The sequence below is a fragment of the Gemmatimonas phototrophica genome (assembly GCF_000695095.2).
Lineage (GTDB): Bacteria > Gemmatimonadota > Gemmatimonadetes > Gemmatimonadales > Gemmatimonadaceae > Gemmatimonas > Gemmatimonas phototrophica.
The window spans coordinates 1,587,017-1,601,220 of sequence record NZ_CP011454.1 but is presented as its reverse complement, the minus strand read 5'-3'; the positions used below and the strand labels follow the sequence as shown (position 1 = coordinate 1,601,220).

Below are 14,204 nucleotides of genomic sequence, written 5' to 3'. Positions count from 1 at the left end.
TTTCCGGTGTGGTCTGTCTCCATGAGTACGAATTCTTCGCTCCGCCGTCGTATCGCCACCAGCCTTGGTGCCCTTGCGACGCTCGCTGTCATCAGCGACTTGGCGATCTACATGTCGCTTGGCTCATCAGCGAGCCTCGCGCGCGGCATTGCCGGCGCGTCGGCGGTCGTGATCATTGTTGGTGCGCTGCTGGTGTACCGCTCAATGACACACACCGTACTCGCTCCACTGGCGGAGATTGCCGACCGTGCCACTCGGCTGAGCGAGAATTGCGTTGCCGGCATTGAGCGTATCGCGTCGGGCATGGCCCGTGGAGATCTCACCGGCAAGCTGGAAGCCACGACCACACCCATTGCTGTCACGCGCGATGATGAACTGGGGCATGTGGCCACCACGATCAACGGCATCATTGCGACCTGCCAGGCGTCCATCGCATCACTGAATTCCGCGCAACGCAATGTGCTCGCCATTGTCACCGATGCTGGCGCACTCAACGCGGCCGCGTCTGCGGGGGATCTGTCGCAGCGCGCAGATGCCGGCAAGTATGCTGGCAGCTACGGTGAGCTCGCGGGCGGGATCAATCACCTGCTGGACAACGTGAGCATTCCGTTGCGCGAAGCGTCGGATGTGCTGCAGCGCATTGCCGCCCGCGACCTTTCGGCTCGCATGACTGGCCGCTACGCCGGGGAGTTCGTGGCCATGCAAGACGCACTCAACGCGGCGGTGACGAACCTCGATCAGGCCTTGGCCGAAGTGTCGGCCGCGGCCGAACAGGTGGCCAGTGCGGGCGTGGAAATCAGCTCAGGAAGCGACGCGTTGGCGCACGGCGCCGCCGATCAGGCGGCCAGCCTTGAGGAAACCACCAGCAGCCTTACCGAATTGGCCTCCATGGCCAAGCTGAACGCGCAAAATGCGGCGCAAGCACGCGCCTTGGCAGGTACGGCGCGCGATATCGCCACCCTGGGATTGAGTGAAATGACGCAGCTCTCAGGCGCCATGGATCTGATCACCAAGTCGAGCGCGGAAACGGCCAAGATCGTGAAGACGATTGATGAAATCGCTTTCCAGACCAATCTCCTGGCGCTCAACGCCGCGGTGGAAGCCGCCCGTGCGGGTGATGCCGGCAAGGGCTTTGCCGTAGTCGCCGAGGAAGTGCGCAGTCTGGCCATTCGCAGTGCGGAGGCGGCCAAGACCACTTCGACCATGATTGAAGAGAGTGTTCGCCACGCTCAGACGGGCAACACCCTCAATCAGGTGGTGAACGCGAAACTGGTCGAGATCAACACGCAGGTGGTGAATCTCGGTGAGGTGATCAGCGAGATTGCCAACACGAGCGCGGCGCAGGCTGATGGCGTGACACAGCTTACCGGGGCTGCCGGGCAGATGAACGCCACCACGCAGTCGGTGGCCAGCAACGCCGAGGAATCGGCAAGCGCCGCGGTGGAGTTGGCGAGCCAAGCGCAGACGATGCAGGATCTGGTCGGCAGCTTCGTCATCACGGGCAGTTCGCGCGGCGGCCCGAGTGGCCGCACATCGTCTACGCCAGTGGCCCACCAGGTGAGTGGGGCGCGTCACAAGCCAGCGGGGCGCGGTCCGGCAAAACCGGCCAGTACGTTTGCCAGCAAGCCTGTGGCCAAGGGGAGCAAAGCGACCGCCCCGGCCAGCGCGCGGGCATCCGCCGAGGCACTCATCCCGTTTGACGATTCGGACGACGAGGGAATTCTGTCGGTGTTCTGACGGCGAGGGCGAGGCGGCCTCACTGCGGGGAACCGCAACAGCTGCCGAGACAACGGCATGCCTGACTGCGTCACAACGGCATGACAACAACGGGATGATGGAGTTTCGACTCTATCATCCCGTTGCCACGTACGGGTCAGGCTATTGTCATGCGGCGGTCATGCAGTGGTCATGCGGTTGTGGCGCCCACCGGCGCCCGGCTGTTCTACGACCGTGTGGCAATAACACATCCGTCAGTACCCGCGCACCGCCAGAAACGCTTCCCAGAGCGGCAGCTGAATGGGGGCGCCCAGCACGGCCAGCTCCAACACGGACAGCGCACCAATGACGGTGAGCAGCATCATGCTCTGCCGATACGCCGGCGTGCGTCCCCGTAACGCAAAGATTGCCGTGTAGAGCGTGTACATGATGACGCACGCCAGCGTGAACGGCAGGAACAGGCTGTTCTGCACCGGGCCGAAATACGACTCCAGGAACACCAGCGGTTCCGGAAAGAATCCGCGCCCAGGATTCTCCACGCCCAGAAAGATGTTGATGCTGGCAATCTGGTGCACACACCAGAACAGGGCGGCTGTCCACCAACCCACGCGGTTGACCCGCTTGTGCGTGATGATCGCGGCCGTGGCCAGCGCCGCCAGCATGACCAACTGATACCAGAACATGGAGAGCACGGCGCGCACCGCGAAACTCCACGACGGCGGCTCGGCGGGGATACTGAGCCGCAACTGCTCCGGCCCGATGATCCACCCGCCGTAGAACGTGACCTGTGCGAAGGTCCACAGGAAGGCGCCGCCGAGAAAACTGCGACGTGCGGCCGACGGCGTTTCGCGGTCGCGTTCGAAGTACACGAGCGACGCGCCCCAGATGGCCAGCGCAGCGGCGACCACCAGCCCCAGCAAACGGGTGGTGGGATTGCGCTCCAGCGCGAACACGACCCCCGTGGTGCTCCACCAGAAGGCAATCACGACCCCGAACGAACGCAGCGCCACGCGCAGCGTCGTCTCGCGGGTCGCAATGTCGGTGGCATGCACCATATCCGGATGCCGCGCGCGCAGCAGGGAATGCATGCGCGCCCGCCACCCCGTTCGCCGTGCGGTCGGCATCACCGCGACCGGCACCGTGTCCACCCCTGCGCTCATCCCCCCCCCTCCGCCATCTGCATCGCCGTCTTGACCAATCCCCCCAACGCCTTGGCATCAGCGGCGGGGAGCAGGATATACCGCGCTTTCATTGATTCGGCCACCCGTCGCGCGACCACTTCCCCGCGCGGCGAAGTATCCACGAACATGGCAGGAATGTGCTGGGACGCAAAACGCGCCCCGGCGGTCAGGGCATCCAGCTCGGCCTGCTTCCGCCCTGGCGTACCATCGCGCGCGATATTGGCTCGACCATCGGTCATGATGACCACCAGGGGGGCGCTACCGGCGCGGCGCGTCCCCAGCGCCTGCTCCAGCGCCGCGTCGATGGCATGCGACAGCGGGGTGCCACCGCCCCCCGGGAGCGCGGCCAGCACTTTCTTGGCACGTGCCAACGCCCGCGTCGGAGGCAACAAGAGCTCGGTGCCCTGTCCCCGAAACGCAATGAGACTGACCCGATCTCGACGGGCATAGGTTTCAGCCAGCAGCAGTTCCACCGCGCCTTTGGCTTCGGCCAGTCGGTACAGCGCCGAGGACCCGGACGCATCCACCACGAAAATGACCGTGGTTCCGGTCTTTTCGATGAACCGGCGAATCCGGAAGTCTTCGCGCCGCACCGTGACCCGCGGACGGGCGCTGGTGGTCGCCGCCCCCAACGCCGGCGCCATCACGGGCGCATTGTTGCGCACACGCTGCCACGGCGCCGCCGCCCGCAAGGTTTCGAGGAGATGCAGCCGAGCCCCGCCACGCGGTACGCCACTGCGAGCGCCACGTGGGCGCCCTCGCAACAGGTTGGGCGTTTCCTCGCCGACACGCCCTTGCATACTCCCCGCCGTGTTGTGCTGCAGCAGCTGTGCCAGCAAGCCCGGCGGCAACGCTGCCTGCACCGCATCGCGCAGCAGCTCACCGCTGTCAGGGGTGTTCTGCGCACCGTCGTCGTCGGTGTCCGGTGTCTGTTCCGACTCCGGCGTCTCGGCAGGAGGCTCCGGCGGTGGTGGTGGCGGTTCCGGGTCATTCTGGTCGGCCTGATCCTGCGGCTGCTGCTCTTCCCCCGGCTCCTCCTCCGGTGGCGGGGGCGGCGGCAATCGGGTGGCGCGCGGCGCCAGCACCAACGCGGCCGCCTTTTCGGCGTCGGCTTCCGTGACCATCAACCGCCCTTCCAGCGCGGCATGAGCTCGTGCGCAGCGCAAGGCGAACAATGTGGCCCGCACCGAGTCCACGCCAAAGGCGTCGGCGGTCTGACAGAGCGCTTCGGCCCACTGCTCATCCACACTGACCTGCGACAACCGATGGCGCGCATCACGCACCAGCGTTTCGAAGTGATGCGCCTCCGACTCATCGGCCATCCACTCCAGTTCTTCGCTCGCGCGTCCATCAAAGCGGACCGTAAACGCGAGGCGATCCTTGAGCGCAGGATGCACCAGTTCGTCGTCCACCGACTCATCGAGCAGCAACGCGCAGACCCGTGAGGCGTGCCGGTCGGCAATGCCTTCACGTTGGACCGTCACTTCGCCGTAATCGAGCACCTCGCAGACGGCCGTCCGGGCCGACACGTTGAGTCGTTCGGCCATGGGCACCACCACGACGCCGCCGTCGGCACCGGCCAGCACCCCTTTCTCGGCGACGATCTTGCCCGCCGACAGGGTGGCGGCGAGATCCACGCCGCCGTACAGACGGTCTGCGGTGACGCTCGAGGGGACGCGTCGCATGGGCGCCCCGCGAGGGAGCCACGCGCGCACCAGCGAGCCATACAAGCGCGCCTGTTCATGCACAGGGTGATCCAGCACGGCGCCGCCCAAGCCGCGGGCATCCACGGCGAGCAGCAGCGCCGAGAGAGCGCTCAGACTGGTGGGAAGATCAGGGCGCGGCGACGACATCAGCCGAAGGCGTATCCCACAATTCAGCCACTGCACGCTCCACGCGGGTGGTGGATCCCGCATCATCGAGCACGTTCCGTCGCAGGCGGTGGCGCAAGGCCAACGGCGCAATACGCCGCAAGTGTTCGAGCGTGACCGTGTCGGCGCCTTCGAACGCCGCCAACGCGCGCGTGGTGCGCAGGAGCGTCAGTTCTCCCCGCAACCCGTCGGTGCCCAGGGCCGCGCACAGTTCGGCGGCCCGCTCGAGGATTTCGTCGGGGACGGCCAGTTCATCGAGGCGGGCCCGCCCCTTTTCAATGGACCGCCGGATCTTGTTGTCGGCCTTCTGCCAATGCGCGAGAAATGCCTCCGGATCACGATCAAAAGCATCACGGCGTTTGATCACATCGATGCGCATGGCGATCACCTTGGGGGTGCGCACATCCACCGCGAGTCCGAAGCGATCGAGCAGCTGCGGTCGCAGTTCGCCCTCTTCCGGATTGCCACTCCCCACCAGCACGAAGCGGGAGGGATGCCGGACACTGACCCCCTCGCGTTCCACCACGTTTTCGCCGGTCGCCGCGGCATCAAGCAGGAGATCGACCAGGTGGTCTTCGAGCAGATTCACTTCGTCCACATACAGAAAGCCCCGATGGGCACGGGCCAGGAGCCCGGGTTCAAAGGCCTTCTCACCGGTGGTCAGGGCACGCTCGAGGTCGAGCGCCCCCACCACGCGGTCTTCTGTCGCGCCCAGGGGGAGGTCCACCACCGGCACCGGCGCAAATACGGCCCGGGGATGGCCGCCATCAGCGTACCGCTTGGCGCACTCATCGCACCGCTGGGTGCTGGCGGCCGGATCGCAGCCGTACTTGCACCCTTGGACGACTTTCATCTGCGGGAGCAGGCCGGCGAGCGCGCGCACGGCGGTACTCTTGCCGGTGCCGCGGTCGCCAAATACCATGACCCCGCCAATTGACGGGTCGATTGCCACCAGCAGAAGAGCGAGCTTCATCTCTTCCTGCCCCACGATGGCACTAAACGGATAAACAGGTCGCATCAGTATCCTGAAGGAATCAGCCGGCGGCTCGGGGATGGCGCGAGTCCGCCGGGGACGTTCATGTTTCGATCCCTCACGTTAGGACCGGGGATTCTTTGTCGCAATATCCTGACAGTCCTACGGTTGCCTGGTGTACACTTTTCTTGACACCACGGTTGCCACTGGCGAAGTTGACGCTGTGAATCCCCCCGAGCAGGCGCTGACTGCGCCCACCGTTCCGGCGGCCGACCGCCTCCGTACGCCCGCCGCCACCGACCACGTGCCCGCTGTGGTCGCTGCCAGCGATACCCCGGCGCCCTCCTGGTTTGAGCGCATCCGCGACCGTTGGAACGCCCTGGTGGCCACCGACGAGTTCCAGCGCTGGAGCGCCAAGTTCCCGCTGACGCGACCCATCACGATGTACCGGTCGCGCAAGCTGTTCGACATCGTCTCGGGGTTTGTTTACACGCAAACCCTCCTGGCCTGCGTCGAGCTGGACTTGTTCGAGTATCTGGCGGCCGGCGCGCGGACCCGCGAAGAGATCGCCCAGCATGGCGGGCTGTCGATTGCCAGCACCGAACGCCTGTTGAATGCGGCCGTGTCACTGCGCTTGCTGCTCAAGCGTCGGCATGGCCGCTTTGCGTTGGGACCGTTGGGGGCACCGCTCGTGAAGAACACTGGAGTACTGGCGCTCATCCGTCACCATCGCATGGCCTACCATGACCTTGCCGATCCCGTGTCGCTGCTGCGCCAGGGGTCGGATTATGGCACGGAGCTCTCCCGTTATTGGTCGTACGCTGACGCGCCCCGTCCGCAGGCCATCGACGAAACGCGTGTGGCAGCCTACTCGGAAATCATGGCCGCCACGTTGCCGCCGGTCGCGCACGATGTACTGGACGCGTATGACCTGTCGAAACACGACTGCCTGCTGGACGTCGGGGGCGGCGAAGGCGTTTTTCTCTCGCTGGTCGGCGCCAGGCACCGGACGCTCCAGCTGCAGCTGTTCGACCTGCCGGCGGTGGCCGCGCGGGCTCGTGGACGGCTCGAGCAGTCGGGCATGGGCGATCGGTCCACGTGCCATGGTGGCAATTTCCACGCGGATTCCCTCCCCACCGGGGCCGACGTCATCTCGCTGGTGCGTGTGTTGCTTGACCATGATGATGACTCCGTGCTGCGCCTGCTGCAGCGGGTCCGTGCGGCGCTGCCGCGGGGCGGTGTCCTGCTGATCGCCGAAGCCCTCGCCGGCGCGAAGGGGGCCGAGACGGTTGGAGATGCCTACTTCTCGTTTTACCTGATGGCCATGGGCAAGGGGCGCGCGCGCCGTGCGTCCGAACTGCACCAGATGCTGCAAACCGCCGGCTTCCGTCGAAGCCGGGAACTCCCCACCAGATTCCCTATCCAGACCGGCCTGATTGTCGCCGAAGTCTGATCCCACCCGTCTGGCCGGCCTCTCCCCAGGCCGGCCGTGGACCGACTGACCGCGCCACCACCCGCGACGTCGATCCCTCTTGCCTGCAGCCCCTCGGTCCGAACCGTCCTCACCCACTCGGACTCAATTCCCGATCAATTCGCTCTGGATATTGACAGCGCCCACTGTCAACCTCACTGTACACCCCGTGAACACCCTCGCCGTTGTTTTCGAAGAACCGACCAAGCTATCCGTGCGGGAGCTGACGTTGGTTGACCCCACCCCGGCCGACGTCGTGGTGGCCATGCAGTGGTCCGGGATCAGCACCGGGACCGAGAAACTGCTCTTTACCGGTCGCATGCCCCCCTTCCCCGGCCTCGCGTATCCGATGGTACCGGGCTATGAAGGCGTGGGGCGAATCATGACGGCCGGCGCCGAATCGGGGCGTGAAGTCGGGCAGCTCGTGTATGTGCCAGGGAGCAAGGGATTTCTCGAGGCGCGTGGGCTGTTTGGTGGCCAGGCGTCGCACGTCGTGGCCCCCGGCGCCAAGACCATCCCGCTGGCCGATCACGTCGGTGAAAAAGGCGCCCTCTTTGCGCTGGCCGCCACGGCTCACCACTGTCTTGAACCCGATCCGGCCAACCATCTCGACCAGCTCCCCGGGCTCATCGTGGGACACGGCGCGCTCGGCCGATTGATTGCCCGATTGTGCGTGCTGTACGGGGCGCCCACCCCCACCGTCTGGGAAACCAATCCCATTCGGATGGACGGCGCGCGCGGCTACCCCGTCATCCACCCGAACGATGATACCACCCGCGGCTACAAGGTCATTTGCGATGTAAGTGGTGCCGACGGCATCATGGACACGCTGGTGAACAAGCTGCTGCCAGGTGGTGAAATCGTGCTCGGCGGGTTCTACAGCGAACCCGTATCATTCACCTTCCCGCCGGCCTTCTTGCGGGAGGCACGCATTCGCATTGCCGCGCAATGGAAGGAGCAGGACCTGACCGCGATCACCGAGTTTGCCAATAGCGGCACCCTCGATCTCGACGGACTGATTACGCACCGCGAACCTGCGGCGCGTGCCGCCGACGCCTACGCCATGGCGTTCGGTGATCCCCACTGTGTCAAGATGATCCTCGACTGGAGATCTGCTGCATGAGCGACAACGGTCTGCACCAGCTGCACGTGAATGTTCGTGATGAAGCTTCGTCCGAGCCGGAATCCATTCATACGGGCCCCGTGACCAAGGAAACGCAGATCATCGCGATCTACGGCAAGGGGGGTATCGGCAAGAGCTTCACGCTCGCGAACCTCTCGTACATGATGGCGCAACAGGGCAAGAAGGTCCTGCTCATCGGCTGCGATCCCAAGTCCGATACCACCTCGCTGCTCTTCGGCGGCAAGGCCTGCCCCACCATCATCGAAACCAGCAGCCGCAAGAAGCTCGCCGGTGAAGCGGTGTCCATCGGAGATGTCTGCTTCAAGCGCGATGGCGTGTATGCCATGGAACTTGGCGGTCCGGAAGTCGGGCGTGGCTGCGGCGGTCGCGGCATCATTCACGGCTTCGAAACGCTGGAGAAGCTGGGCTTCCACGACTGGGGCTTTGACTTCGTGCTGCTCGACTTCCTCGGCGACGTGGTGTGCGGCGGCTTCGGCTTGCCGATTGCCCGCGACATGTGCCAAAAGGTGATCGTGGTAGGCTCCAATGACCTGCAGTCGCTGTACGTGGCCAACAACGTGTGCAGTGCGGTGGAATATTTCCGCAAGCTCGGTGGCAACGTGGGCGTGGCCGGCATGGTGATCAACAAGGATGATGGCACCGGAGAAGCCGCGGCGTTCGCAAAGAACGCCAACATTCCCGTGCTGGCGGCCATCCCGGCGCACGAGGACATTCGGCGCAAGAGTGCGAGTTACGAAATCATTGGTCGCCCCGGCACGCAGTGGGCGCCGTTGTTCGAAGAGCTGGCGCGCAACGTGGCCGACGCGCCGCCCATGCGCCCCAAGCCGCAGACGCAGGACCAATTGCTCGGCCTCTTCTCGGCCGAAGTCACCGGGCGCGATTTCCAGATGGAGCCGGCCACCCTGTTCGATATGGTGGGCAAGGACGACATCGTGAAGCCGTCGCTCGAAGTCGTGTACGACGCCGTCTGATCGCACGAGGCACTGACAACATCATGGCGACCGAAAAGGAAGTCGTATACGACGCGGCTGGGAGCGCGCCGATGCTGAATGACGGTGACGCGCCTGGCGGCATGGGCTGTGCACCGGGGAGCACGACACGCGCCGCGCTCCCCGTTGTGGACGCGGCAGCGATCAACGTGGAGGCCACGCAGCAGGATGGCTTGGGCTGCCACTCGGGCAAGGACCAGATGCTCGAGGCGGCACGCGCCGCCGGCAAGAGCGAGATCCTCGATCGCTACGCGGCCGACTATCCCAAGGGGCCGCACGATCAGCCCCAGAGCATGTGCCCCGCCTTCGGGTCGCTGCGTGTGGGGCTGCGCATGCGCCGCACCGCCACCATTCTGAGTGGCTCGGCGTGTTGCGTGTACGGCCTCACGTTTACGAGCCACTTCTACGGCGCGCGCCGGACGGTGGGCTACGTGCCGTTCAACTCCGAAACGCTGGTCACCGGCCAGCTGTTCGAAGACATCCGCGATGCCGTGTTCAAGATGGCCGATCCCGCCTTGTACGACGCGATCGTCATCACGAACCTGTGCGTGCCTACGGCGTCGGGGGTGCCGCTGCAGATTCTCCCCAAGGAGATCAACGGCGTCCGCATCATCGGCATCGATGTGCCGGGCTTCGGCGTGCCCACGCATGCGGAAGCGAAAGATGTGTTGGCGGGAGCCATGCTGCGTTACGCGCGCCTCGAGGCCGAACAGGGCCCCGTGCAGGCGCCGCGCGGTGGCCGTGCCGCCAAGCCCACCGTTACGCTCATCGGCGAGATGTTCCCGGCCGATCCCGTGGGCATTGGCATGATGCTGGACGGGCTGGGACTGGCCGCCGGCCCCGTCGTGCCCACGCGTGAATGGCGTGAGCTGTATGCGGCGCTCGATTGCGCGGTGGCCGCGGCCATTCACCCGTTCTATGTCGCGAGCTATCGCGAATTCGAAGCGGCTGGGCGCCCCATCGTGGGCTCGGCTCCGGTCGGCTACGACGGCACCGAAGCGTGGCTGGAAAGCATCGGGCAGGCCGCCAACGTGTCGCGTGAACAGATCGACGCCACGAAGAACCGTATCCTCCCCGCCATCAAGGGGGCGCTGTCGGCCATGCCCATCAAGGGCCGTATCACCATGTCGGGGTACGAAGGCTCCGAGCTGCTGGTGGCGCGTCTGCTGGTGGAATCGGGGGCCGACGTGCGGTATGTCGGCACGGCGTGCCCGCGCACGAAGTTCAGCGATCCCGATCGTGAATGGCTTGAAGCGCGCGGCGTGCACATTCAGTATCGCGCGTCGCTCGAACAGGACGTGGCGGCCATGATGGAGTTCAAGCCTGATCTTGCCATCGGCACCACGCCGGTCGTGCAGAAGGCCAAGGAACTCACCATTCCCGCGCTCTACTTCACCAATCTCATTTCGGCGCGACCACTCATGGGCCCCGCCGGTGCCGGCTCCCTGGCCACCGTCGTGAACGCCGCCATGGGCAACAAGGCGCGCTTCGACGAAATGAAGGACTTCTTCGGCGATGTCGGCAGCGGGTACATGGCCGGTGTGTGGGAAGATGTGCCGCAGGACAAGCCCGAGTTCCGCGAGCACTACAAGCGGCATATCGCGAAGCTCAATCGCGCGCGCAAGGCCGAGGAGATGGTCTGATGTCGTTGATTCTCGATCTGGATCGCGCCGGGGGCTATTGGGGGGCGGTGTATGTCTTCACCGCCATCAAAGGCATGCAGGTGGTGATTGACGGGCCGGTGGGGTGCGAAAATCTTCCGGTCACGTCGGTGCTGCACTACACCGATGCGCTGCCGCCGCACGAGCTGCCCATCGTCGTCACCGGGCTTGGCGAAGAGGAACTCGGCCAGCACGGCACCGAAGGCGCCATGAAGCGCGCACACGCCACACTCGATCCGGAGCTGCCCAGCGTGGTGGTGACGGGGTCGATCGCCGAGATGATTGGTGGAGGTGTGACGCCGGAAGGGACCAACCTGCAGCGCTTCCTGCCGCGCACCATCGACGAAGACCAGTGGCAGGCGGCAAACCGCGCCATGTACTGGCTCTGGACGGAGTACGGACTCAAGAAGGGCGTGCGCCCCAAGCGTCGCGAGAAGCAGCCGGGTGACAAGCCGCGCGTGAATCTCATCGGCCCCATTTACGGCTACTTCAACACGGCCAGCGACCTGCACGAGATGCGCCGATTGGTGGAAGGCATTGGCGCCGAGATCAATCTGGTGTTTCCGCTGGGCAGCCATATGCAGGATGTGCCACGGCTGGTGGATGCCGATGTGAACATCTGCATGTACCGCGAGTTTGGCCGCCTGTTGTGCGAGGATCTTGAGGTGCCGTATCTCCAGGCGCCCATCGGATTGCACAGCACCACCAAGTTCCTGCGGCGGCTGGGCGAACTGCTGGGACTCGATCCCGAGCCGTTCATTGAGAAGGAGAAGCACACGACCATCAAGCCGTTGTGGGATCTCTGGCGCTCGGTGACGCAGGACTTTTTCGGCACGGCCAGCTTCGCGATTGTGGCCAACGAAACGTACGCCCGAGGCGTACGCCATTTCCTCGAGACGGAGATGGGGCTCCCCTGCACCTTCAGCTTTGCACGGCGACCAGGGGTGAAGCCGGATAACCAGGCCGTGCGCGAGGCCATCAAGACCAAGCCGCCGCTGATCATGTTTGGCAGCTACAACGAGCGGATGTATCTGGCCGAAGCCGGGTCGCGCTCCATGTACATTCCGGCGTCGTTCCCGGGAGCCATTATCCGTCGCCATACCGGCACCCCCTACATGGGATATTCGGGCGCGACGTACATCGTGCAGGAAGTGTGCAATCAGCTGTTCGATGCCCTGTTCCATATCCTCCCGCTGGGCACGGAAATGGACAAGATCGATGCCACGCCGGCGCGATTGCATCAGGAGTTGCCGTGGGACGATGACGCCAAGGCCGTGTACGACGAGCTGTGCGAAGGCTTCCCCATTCTGATTCGCATTTCCGCCGCCAAGCGGCTGCGGGACGCGGCCGAACGGGATGCGCGCGATCTGGGCGACAGCACGGTCACGCGGGATCACGTGCTGGCCAGCCGGCGGTCGTTGCAGGGGGCAACCAGCTGAGCTGAGGCCCGGCAGGTCGAGTCAGAAATTGGAATAGCGCGAACTTCTTTTGTGAGGAGTTCGCGCTATTCCGCTTTCAGCCCCGGGGGATAATTTGGGGCGTTGATTACAGTCGGCGGTCCTGCAGCAGGCGTATCACCACCTCGGGCCGCTCTTCCGGCAACAGGTGCCCTCCCTCTTCGACCACCAACTCCACTCCCGGAATGCGTTCCACCGCGCGCCGCAGTGATGTGAGAGGAATCCAGCGGTCATTCCGCGCAGCGATCAGCTGCACGGGGACGCGCAGCACGCCGATGTCGCGGAAGAGGGCCGGCAGGTCCCAGCGCGACATCATGGTCATGGCGGCATGCACGTGAGCGGGGCGACTGCAGAGTTGCTGGTACCGAGCCAATTGTTCGGCGGTAAGCCGGGAGCCGGTGCTTTGCAGCATGCGCCCAATAATGGAAGTGGCAGCGGCGAGTCGGGCCGCCGATCCGGCCAGCGCGTCGGACTCCACGACCAGCCCGAGGAGCGGTGCGAGGAGCGCGACGTACCAGTCCGGGGGCGGAACAAGCGCCGGGCAGCAGCCAAGGATGTGGCGCGGGGCGATGGCGCCGTCGAGGGTCATGCGCAGCAGCACTGGTACGCCGGCAGAATGGCCGACGACCACATCCGGCTGTTCGTCGAGGTGCGAGAGCAGGGTGCGCAGTTCACGCGCCATGCCCGGCAAGGTGAAAGGATTGCGCGCGCGTTCGACTTCCGGGGGGACGTGCGTGAAGCCGTGCCCGGGCAGGTCCACGTTGAGGATATGGAAGTGCGCTGCGAGCGGAGTAGTGACGCCGGCCCAGGAGTGGGTACTGCCGCCAGTCCCGTGAACAAGCAGCAGCGCGGGGGCTTCTCCCCGCGGTTTTCCCAGCCGCTGGATATGCCAGCAAATTCCATTAACAACGTGCGTTTCGGACGAACTGACGTCTGGCCAGTCGTTCGGAGGGGTCTCCGGCATGCGATCGGGCGAAGTGTCCACGAAAATCCTTCGTAAAAGCGTAAATTCTTCTTGACGCATTGAACCGTAAGGTCCAGTTTACACCCCGTAGTAAATAGTCACGCTGCCCGTCACTTGGGTGGCATCCCAGCCGCGCGGGAAGAGCGCGGTAGCTGTTTCCTTTGGAGGCAGAGATGTCGGAAAAGGGCGGAATGACCGAGGAAGAGGCGCGTCGCTTCCACGGCTACATGGTGACAGGCACCTTGGGCTACGTCGTTGTTGCATCGGTCGCGCATTTCCTCGCGTGGTCGTGGCGTCCGTGGTTCTAACCCTCTGATTCTCAGGCTGGAGATACTATGCACAGAATCTGGATGGGCACGGATCCACACATCATCATGAGCGCACTCGGTTCGTTCCTGGTCGGAGCGGTGCTTGTGATGCACATCTGGGCGTACGGTCAGTTCAATTGGCCGGCCACGCTCAAGGCGAAGTACGCCACACCTCCTGCCGCGACTCGCTAAGGAGCTCCTATGCATCGCATTTGGTTGATGTACGACCCGCGGCGCGTCATGGTGGCCTTGGTGGGCTTCTTGGCGGTGCTGGCGTTGGTCATCCACTTTGTCCTGCTTAGCTCGCAGCGTTACTCGTGGATCGAGAACGGAACGCTCGGCGCTGATCAGGCGCCCGTCGGGGCGTCGGCTCCGGCGGCAGCGGCAGAGATGTCGCCGCTCCCGCCCGGCCGGTAATTCGTCGCGCGTCGTCGCCGGGCTGGCGTCTCGCACGTGTCGGTGCGACGCC

At 64.9% G+C, this 14,204-nt stretch carries 13 protein-coding genes; 9 read left to right on the top strand and 4 right to left on the bottom strand.

What is annotated here, in order from left to right; genetic code table 11:
* Positions 1-21 precede the first annotated feature (21 nt).
* A complete protein-coding gene (locus GEMMAAP_RS06650; protein ID WP_053334343.1) occupies positions 22-1,737 on the top strand; it encodes a methyl-accepting chemotaxis protein in 1,716 nt (571 codons plus the stop codon).
* 233 nt (positions 1,738-1,970) lie between these two features.
* Here GEMMAAP_RS06650 and GEMMAAP_RS06645 read toward each other — a convergent pair whose 3' ends face one another.
* Genes GEMMAAP_RS06645 through bchI form a run of 3 tightly spaced genes read right to left on the bottom strand, consistent with a single transcriptional unit; the run spans position 1,971 to position 5,786 of the window.
* Positions 1,971-2,876 carry a DUF3623 family protein gene (locus GEMMAAP_RS06645; RefSeq protein WP_026850337.1) on the bottom strand — a complete coding sequence of 302 codons (906 nt, stop codon included), beginning with the start codon at positions 2,874-2,876 and terminating at the stop codon, positions 1,971-1,973.
* Positions 2,873-4,750 (bottom strand): magnesium chelatase subunit D, encoded by a 1,878-nt coding sequence (locus GEMMAAP_RS06640; RefSeq protein ID WP_026850336.1) that lies wholly within the window; start codon positions 4,748-4,750, stop codon positions 2,873-2,875. Before GEMMAAP_RS06640 ends, GEMMAAP_RS06645 begins: the two co-directional genes overlap by 4 nt.
* Positions 4,731-5,786: a magnesium chelatase ATPase subunit I gene (bchI, locus tag GEMMAAP_RS06635; protein ID WP_026850335.1), complete on the bottom strand. Its 1,056-nt coding sequence runs from the start codon at positions 5,784-5,786 to the stop codon at positions 4,731-4,733. The genes GEMMAAP_RS06640 and bchI overlap by 20 nt, the downstream gene beginning before the upstream one ends.
* Positions 5,787-5,916: 130 nt before the next feature.
* On the opposite strand from bchI, the gene GEMMAAP_RS06630 reads away from it, so the two are divergent.
* From GEMMAAP_RS06630 to bchZ, 5 genes are all read left to right on the top strand, one after another.
* The gene (locus GEMMAAP_RS06630; protein WP_202969202.1) at positions 5,917-7,194 is read left to right on the top strand and encodes a methyltransferase; all 1,278 of its coding nucleotides are present in this window, start codon (positions 5,917-5,919) and stop codon (positions 7,192-7,194) included.
* Between the two features lie 187 nt (positions 7,195-7,381).
* A complete protein-coding gene (gene bchC, locus GEMMAAP_RS06625) occupies positions 7,382-8,335 on the top strand; it encodes a chlorophyll synthesis pathway protein BchC (RefSeq protein ID WP_026850333.1) in 954 nt (317 codons plus the stop codon).
* Positions 8,332-9,327, top strand: coding sequence for a chlorophyllide a reductase iron protein subunit X (locus GEMMAAP_RS06620; protein WP_043581339.1), 996 nt, complete (start codon positions 8,332-8,334; stop codon positions 9,325-9,327). Before bchC ends, GEMMAAP_RS06620 begins: the two co-directional genes overlap by 4 nt.
* A gap of 101 nt (positions 9,328-9,428) precedes the next feature.
* Positions 9,429-10,988 (top strand): chlorophyllide a reductase subunit Y, encoded by a 1,560-nt coding sequence (gene bchY / locus GEMMAAP_RS06615; protein ID WP_053334449.1) that lies wholly within the window; start codon positions 9,429-9,431, stop codon positions 10,986-10,988.
* The gene (bchZ, locus tag GEMMAAP_RS06610) at positions 10,988-12,445 is read left to right on the top strand and encodes a chlorophyllide a reductase subunit Z (RefSeq protein ID WP_043581338.1); all 1,458 of its coding nucleotides are present in this window, start codon (positions 10,988-10,990) and stop codon (positions 12,443-12,445) included. Before bchY ends, bchZ begins: the two co-directional genes overlap by 1 nt.
* A gap of 106 nt (positions 12,446-12,551) precedes the next feature.
* Here bchZ and bchO read toward each other — a convergent pair whose 3' ends face one another.
* Positions 12,552-13,427 carry an alpha/beta fold hydrolase BchO gene (gene bchO / locus GEMMAAP_RS06605; RefSeq protein ID WP_043581337.1) on the bottom strand — a complete coding sequence of 292 codons (876 nt, stop codon included), beginning with the start codon at positions 13,425-13,427 and terminating at the stop codon, positions 12,552-12,554.
* Between the two features lie 173 nt (positions 13,428-13,600).
* Between bchO and pufB the strand changes: the two genes are divergently transcribed.
* The 3 genes from pufB to pufA are packed head-to-tail and all read left to right on the top strand — an operon-like array spanning position 13,601 to position 14,152.
* A complete protein-coding gene (gene pufB, locus GEMMAAP_RS06600; RefSeq protein ID WP_026850329.1) occupies positions 13,601-13,735 on the top strand; it encodes a light-harvesting antenna LH1, beta subunit in 135 nt (44 codons plus the stop codon).
* A gap of 27 nt (positions 13,736-13,762) precedes the next feature.
* Positions 13,763-13,927, top strand: coding sequence for a light-harvesting protein (locus GEMMAAP_RS06595; protein ID WP_082821115.1), 165 nt, complete (start codon positions 13,763-13,765; stop codon positions 13,925-13,927).
* Positions 13,928-13,936: 9 nt separating this feature from the next.
* Positions 13,937-14,152 (top strand): light-harvesting antenna LH1, alpha subunit, encoded by a 216-nt coding sequence (pufA, locus tag GEMMAAP_RS06590; protein WP_026850328.1) that lies wholly within the window; start codon positions 13,937-13,939, stop codon positions 14,150-14,152.
* Positions 14,153-14,204: the final 52 nt, after the last annotated feature.